Origin of the sequence: Anabaena sp. WFMT, from assembly GCF_051781005.1 — a bacterium.
GTDB lineage: Bacteria > Cyanobacteriota > Cyanobacteriia > Cyanobacteriales > Nostocaceae > Anabaena.
On sequence record NZ_JBPWOA010000022.1, the window covers coordinates 170,048 to 176,424 of the forward strand.

6 protein-coding genes and 1 tRNA gene are annotated in these 6,377 nt (G+C 38.1%); 3 read left to right on the plus strand and 4 right to left on the minus strand.

The features are described from left to right. Window positions 1-57 precede the first annotated feature (57 nt). From ACSQ6I_RS14615 to alr, 4 genes are all read right to left on the minus strand, one after another. Window positions 58-555, minus strand: a complete 498-nt coding sequence (locus ACSQ6I_RS14615) for a chemotaxis protein CheW (RefSeq protein WP_438891042.1) — start codon at window positions 553-555, stop codon at window positions 58-60. 52 nt (window positions 556-607) lie between these two features. Further along, complete coding sequence (locus ACSQ6I_RS14620; protein WP_438891043.1) at window positions 608-1,615, minus strand: response regulator; 1,008 nt, start codon at window positions 1,613-1,615, stop codon at window positions 608-610. Window positions 1,616-2,064: 449 nt separating this feature from the next. Next, window positions 2,065-2,146, minus strand: a tRNA-Leu gene (locus tag ACSQ6I_RS14625). A 92-nt stretch (window positions 2,147-2,238) separates the two neighbouring features. Then, window positions 2,239-3,426, minus strand: a complete 1,188-nt coding sequence (alr, locus tag ACSQ6I_RS14630; RefSeq protein WP_438891044.1) for an alanine racemase — start codon at window positions 3,424-3,426, stop codon at window positions 2,239-2,241. 361 nt (window positions 3,427-3,787) lie between these two features. Here alr and ACSQ6I_RS14635 point away from each other — a divergent pair, with 361 nt between their 5' ends. From ACSQ6I_RS14635 to ACSQ6I_RS14645, 3 genes are all read left to right on the plus strand, one after another. After that, window positions 3,788-4,285, plus strand: coding sequence for an HNH endonuclease (locus ACSQ6I_RS14635; RefSeq protein ID WP_438891045.1), 498 nt, complete (start codon window positions 3,788-3,790; stop codon window positions 4,283-4,285). 556 nt (window positions 4,286-4,841) lie between these two features. Further along, window positions 4,842-6,125 carry a DHH family phosphoesterase gene (locus tag ACSQ6I_RS14640; RefSeq protein ID WP_438891046.1) on the plus strand — a complete coding sequence of 428 codons (1,284 nt, stop codon included), beginning with the start codon at window positions 4,842-4,844 and terminating at the stop codon, window positions 6,123-6,125. A gap of 67 nt (window positions 6,126-6,192) precedes the next feature. Then, a partial coding sequence (locus ACSQ6I_RS14645) for a DUF29 family protein (protein WP_438891047.1) occupies window positions 6,193-6,377 on the plus strand: 185 nt, incomplete at its 3' end.

The window sequence follows — 6,377 nt, forward strand, 5'->3', positions numbered from 1 at the left end:
TTCCCCTAAATTTATGTAATAATACCAGTAAAACCTGATTTTTATTACCTTGTTCAATTAATCACCGCGAGCATTAGCATAATTTACAATATTCTGTGCATCTAAGACCAGTAATATTTCTTCTTTTTGCTCGACGCAGCCACACAAATAAGGCACTAAACTAGTCGCCACTTGTCCTACAGGAGAATGAATATCATCAGCCCTAAATTTAGCTGTACCTTTAATTTCTTGGACAACTAAACCCAAAAGCATTGATTCTACCTTAACGACAATAATATTGTACTGTCGGAGAGGATGATCTATTCCTTCTAAATTAAACATTTTTGGCAGATCAATTACCCAAATAATCCGACTACGCCAATTCATTAATCCTAAAATAAATGCCGGCATATTAGGCATAGAAGTCACAGACTCTACAGGGATAATAATCGCTTCTTGGGTATAATCAATTGATAAAACAGCAGTAGTTTGTTGATTGAGTTGAAATTTCAGGTAGCTATCTGCTAAGGAATTTTTACCAGGTTGATAATAAAGGGTTAATTTGGAATTTGTCATTGATTTAATTCAACAAAACTTACATTTGGTTTTATCGGTAGTAATTACTAAATTAGCCGATATGTTTAGATACCATTTTCAGCAAATCTTCTCTAGTAAAAGGCTTGGTTAAATAGCCTGAGGCTCTGACAATTTTAGCCTTTGCTTTATCAACAAATCCTGTTCTACCAGTCACCATAATAATGGGGGTATTTTTAAAACTTGAATGCCTCCGTAATAATGAACATAGTTCATAACCATCTAAATTTGGCATTTCTACATCTAGTAAAATTAAGTCTGGCTTACTTCTAATGATTTGCATTAAAGCTTTAATCGGATCATTAATCATTACCACAGAAAATCTCTGTTCATCTAAAAAATGTTGAATAGAATTTAACACTGTTTGACTATCATCAATACAAGCAATTGTATATAACTTTGCCTGAGAATTTGATTGCAAATCTTTGTTTAATTTTTCTCCTAGTTGTTTTTTATGTTTAATCTGAGTTTCCGAACTGCTAACAGATGAAATTGTGTTTTGAATATTTTGCCGATGTCTTAACGGTTTTTGACAGTGTTCAACTATTAATTGCAAATCCAAGTGACAGAATTTTGGTAATTCATTTAAGTAATTATCGGCATTAAGTTGATAGTTACCTTCTTTTAAGCCAAGAAATGATTCCAGTACTTCTTTAGCCAATTCTTCTATCAACATTCCGGCTTGTGCAGAGGTGATATAGTCTTGTTGCACCAACCAGCAAATAGCATGATAATCTGCGTTTGCTATCAATTTATTTTTGGTCTTGGCTGTTGACATCAATCCCATCTGTTCATAAGTTACACTGTTGAAAGTAGGAATTTGCTGATTTAAGCGTTGTAAATGAATCTCAAGACGCTCAAATACTTGATCCGAATAAGTAGCATAAGTTAGCTTACCTCCTTCTAAGTATATTGACCAAGATACTACATCAGTAAATACATTTAAACAACCAGTTACTTTTCTAGTACTTAATTGTGCCAACAAGGATAACGGATGTAGTTTATGAAACAACCTGTAACTACCTAGAGGTGCTGTCATCATTTTGCTTTTACTTCAGCTAAATTCAATACTTGTGATTTTAATTCGCATCATACATCACAATTAAAATCAAGTATAAAACATCAAATAGTTTGTAGTCCTCAATACAAGGTCTGATATTCTGGTTTGTAGTAAAACTCAACAATAACAGTGTTAATTAAAGATGATCAAATCTTCAATAATTTGTAAGTTTTCATTAATTTACCTACTGACACTGCAATTATCCGGTATTTTTGGGTAATTACGCAAAAAGTGTCAACACTATATTATGTGAAGTTCGTTTAAATACTTATTTTTATCCCAAATTTATAGATGGGAAAGCTGTTGATTAAGTTCTCTGTTCTATTTAGTTGCGATTCGGTTAAACGATAATAAAAAATTGTATTTATGAATCTCCCTTTCTACATAGAATACGCAGAAAGCAAGCTAAAAATATATTTATTTTCTATAAGTGCGGATAAAAGGACTTGAACCTTCACTCCTTTCGGAACTAGAACCTAAATCTAGCGCGTCTGCCAATTTCGCCATATCCGCATTAGTAACTAATACTAGCATAACAAATTATGGATGGCAAGAGGTAATCAGGAATTGGGAATGGATCAAATCAATCCCCAGTCCCCATTCCCCTACATGACAGCTACACGGGGTAGACGATGCTTGAAGCCGCAGAGAATTTCCCAAGAAATGGTATTTAATTGATTAGCCCAATCATCGGCTGTGATTTGTTCTGTTCCCTGTTCTCCTAGTAGGGTGACTATTTCACCTTCTTGTATATCGGGTATAGAACTGACATCTAACATGATTTGATCCATTGTAATTGTGCCTATTTGTGGTATTCTCTGACCGCGAATTAATACCTGCATTTGGTTGGAAAGATTGCGGGGAACTCCATCTGCATAACCAATACCAACAACGGCAAGACGCATTTCTCTAGGTGCGATAAACTGATGGCCATAGCTAACACCAGTTCCAGGAGCTATGGTTTTGACGTGGGTGACACGTGCTTTGAGTTGTAAAACTGGTTGTAATTTGATTTTGTCTTTTAAATGGGATGCGGGATAGAGTCCGTAAATAGCTAAACCTGCACGCACCATGTCATAGTGTAATTTTGGATCTGCAAGGGTAGCGGCTGAGTTTGCTAAATGCAAGCTGGGAATTGCAATGCCTCTAGCTTTGATTTGTGCGATCGCTTCCTCAAATCTCCTATGCTGTTCTTGCATGACTGTAGCATCAGGACTATCGGCTGTTGCTAGGTGAGAATAAATGCTGGCAATATCAAGAAGAGGTAATCCCTGTACCAACTGCACAAAATCAGCGGCTTCTTGCCAATTTGTACCTAATCTCGACATTCCTGTATCTAATTTGATGTGTACAGGTATGGGAGAATTATAATTAATTGCTTCGAGAGTATTAGAAAATATTAAAGCTTGTTTGGGGTTGCATAGTGTTGGTTGAAGTTTCCAATGAGCGATCGCATGAATTTGTTCTGGTGTATGCGTTGCTCCTAAAATTAAAATCGGAGCTTTTATCCCACCTTCCCTTAATTGAATCCCTTCAGGAACCGTAGCCACTCCCAACCAACTCGCACCCGCTTCTAAGACTGTTTTCGCAACTGTAACTGCTCCATGTCCATAGGCATCAGCTTTTACAACCGCCATCAACTGGGTACGTGGTGATAAAAATCTCACCAATTGCTTAACATTATCGGACAACGCCCCCAAATCAATTTCTACCCAAGCACGTTGAGAAAACCAAGCGTAGGTATCACGCTCCTGATTATCAGCAAAACTAGGGGTTTGCTTGCGACTTAACATTGTACTTCTCTCCTCTCACACCACTGCAAAGCTTCCAGACTATCTGATGATTCTGGTTTGCTACCCTCAAAGCCATATCAATTTAATCAGGAAAGTTTACCTTTTATCCGGGAGTTTGTACAAGATGTTGGCGAGTTATGAGTTTCCATAACTAGTAATATTGCTTGAATGCTAAGGCTGTGTAATCTTAAACGGGTACACAAAGTAATGATATTTAGCCAAATACGGAAAAATATTTATTTTGCTTCTGAAATCCTGACTCCTGCAACCAAATTATTTAGGAAGTATAAATTATTCTCATCTCCCCAGGATGGTATATTTGTGTTAAAATATCTAAAACTAATACCTTGAGCTAACATCAATGGGGAAGGTTTTAGTCCTAAACGCCTCCTACGAACCTCTCAACATCACGAGTTGGCGACGTGCCATAGTTTTGTTGATTAAAGGCAAAGCAGAACACGTAGAACATAACGGTAAATTCATCTACACGGATTTTCCCTTGCCAACCGTAATTCGGTTGCGTCATTACGTTCGTGTTCCCTATAAGGAAATTCCTCTTACTCGCCGGAATATATTGCATCGTGACAGTCATACTTGTCAATACTGTGGCTACACAGGAGACGAGTTGACCTTAGATCATGTCATGCCGCGATCGCGTGGAGGGGGGGATACCTGGGAAAACATTGTTACGGCTTGTGTACGTTGCAACGTCAAAAAAGGCTGTCGTACACCCCATGAAGCCCGTATGCCTTTACGCCATCCTCCGCGTCAACCTTATAGTAGCCTCTACTTTGAGGTGACAAAACATCTGAAGAGTGGACTTCATCAAGAGTGGCAAAAATATGTAATAGGACTTTGACGTTACAAAAAATCAACCAGACATCAAGGCTACTAAGTCTTCACTTATGAGTGTTACTGTTTGACTTTAGCCAGTAAAGCATAGCACAAGTAAAGGGTTTAATTTGGTGTTGGTTGGTCTTTATCTACAGTTTTTCAGGAACGTTCCCAAAAGCTGGAATAGGGTGCTGCCAAAATTTATATAACCTAAAATATAGGCAGATTTATAATCATACATCATTATGTGAAGTATGGTCTATTGTTGCTGAAAATTATTAAAATTTACGAATCACAAATTCAAGACTGAAATACAAAGAAAAGATTATAGCCCAACTTAGATCAATATTCAAGTCAAAATCAGCTTCTGAGTAAAATTGGCTGATTTTCAAAATACTTTAAACACTCTAGACTGATGTGATCAATCATTGAATAATGCTATTGAAAAAAAAGACCAACCTCAGCAGTGCAAAGACTGTAAATTTCTGCCAAGATCATAATGTGTGGCTAAACCAGTGATGCGCTGATCGGAGTATCTCGGAAGGCATACACAAGCCACCACGCTGACAACCAAACGCCCTATGTACTTGAATTCTTCAGTTACTCAATTTGATAATTTATCGTTAGAACTAAAACCGGAGGAAGTTGAGATAGATAAAGAATCTTATGAACTTCCACCACTTACCAGACCTTCTTTGCCAGGATCAAATGGTGATGGAGGAGGTATATATTTAGCTCAACGTGGCAATAGTTCCCTTGCTGGTCAGAAGTCAGAAGAGTTACAAAAAACCCTGCTCTGTCATAGACATGAGCGTCATTTGGTAATTCTACAAGATTTTCCTGACCCTGATGCGCTTTCATGCGCTTGGGCTTACCAGTTAATTACTCAACAATACGATATCAAATGTGAAATTGTTTATGCTGGAACCTTAAGCCACCAAGAGAATATTGCCTTAGTCAAGTTAACTAACTTACCCGCTCAACGCTGGACAATGCAATCCCTGAAAAGTAAAGATTTGTCATCTTATCAAGGGTTTGTCTTAATTGATAACCAGGGAACCACATCACAGCTTTTATCCGCAGTACAACAGGCAGGAATTCCCTTAGTAGTGCTAGTTGACCATCATAGCTTGCAAGGGGAACTCAAAGCCGAATTTGTTGATGTGCGTCCTTACGTGCGAGCAACAGCAACAATATTTACTCAATACTTGCAAGCGGGGTTACTGTCATTAGATAGCAGCATTAGCCAACACGTTAAATGTGCTACTGCCTTAATGCACGGGTTGCGCTCAGATACCAATCGGTTAATGCAAGCGCAGGAAGAAGATTTTATGGCTGCTGCATATCTGAGCCGATTTTATGATGCTCAGTTGCTGAATGCCATTTTACAGGCAAATCGTTCTAAGCGGGTAATGGATGTGATCGAGCGATCGCTCAAAAATCGCATTGTCCAAAATAACTTTTCCATAGCTGGAGTTGGTTACTTACGCTACGACGACAGAGATGCTATTCCGCAAGCGGCTGATTTTCTGGTTACAGAAGAAAATGTTCACACCGCAGTAGTTTATGGCATCGTTCACGATGAAGATGACGAACTAGAAGTAGTCATAGGTTCCCTCAGAACCACAAAACTTACCCTAGACCCCGACGAATTTATTAAAGAAGCCTTTGGACAAGATAGCACCGGGCGGTTTTTTGGTGGTGGACGTACTGGTGCAGGAGGTTTTGAAATTCCGATGGGTTTTCTATCTGGTAGCAATGAAAATTCTGCTTATGCAAAAATGAAATGGGAAGTTTACGATGCTCAAATCAAGCAGAAATTGTTGAAGTTAGTAAATCCTAGAGATAACCCGATTCAGTCATAGTAGCAGATTGGGAAGTGGGGAGAATTCCTAACTCCTCACTATTCAAACCAGGAATAGCAGCAAAGCCATGAAGATTATAGAAAAGCAAATGTTACAAAGTTTGTATGACCAAGATTTTTATGCTTGGGTAGAACAGACAGCAGAACTTTTAAAATCAGGAAATTTGGAAACAATAGATTTAGAAAATTTAATTGCGGAAGTAGTGGATTTGGGTAAGAGTCAACAGAGAGCGTTGCAGAGTGCATTAAGGCT